This window comes from Clostridioides sp. ZZV15-6383 (assembly GCF_020657735.1).
GTDB lineage: Bacteria > Bacillota > Clostridia > Peptostreptococcales > Peptostreptococcaceae > Clostridioides > Clostridioides difficile_D.
The window spans coordinates 1-363 of sequence record NZ_JAGWCV010000175.1; the positions used below are offsets into that span (position 1 = coordinate 1).

Consider the following 363-nt stretch of genomic DNA (forward strand, 5'->3'; position numbering starts at 1 on the left):
CAAACTTGCTAAATTACAAAGAGAATTATCGAGAAAAACAATCGGTAGTTTAAATAGAAATAAAGCAAGGTTAAAAGTTGCAAGACTTCAAGAACATATAGCTAATCAAAGAAAGGATTTTCTACAAAAATTATCTACTAAATTAATAAAAGAGAACGATATTATTTGCATAGAAGATTTACAAGTAAAGAATATGATTAGAAATCGTAAACTATCTCGCTTAATTTCTGATGTATCATGGTCAGAGTTTATTCGTCAATTAGAATACAAGGCTAATTGGTATGGTAGACAAATTGTAAAGGTAGGTAAATTTTTTGCAAGTTCACAAATATGCAATAAATGTGGATACAAAAACGAGGAAGT

Annotated in this window: 1 protein-coding gene; it reads left to right on the forward strand. The window is 28.1% G+C overall.

Annotation, left to right across the window (positions count from 1 at the left end; all coding sequences use genetic code 11):
* A partial coding sequence (locus KGF42_RS19330) for a transposase (RefSeq protein WP_227826924.1) occupies positions 1-363 on the forward strand: 363 nt, incomplete at both ends.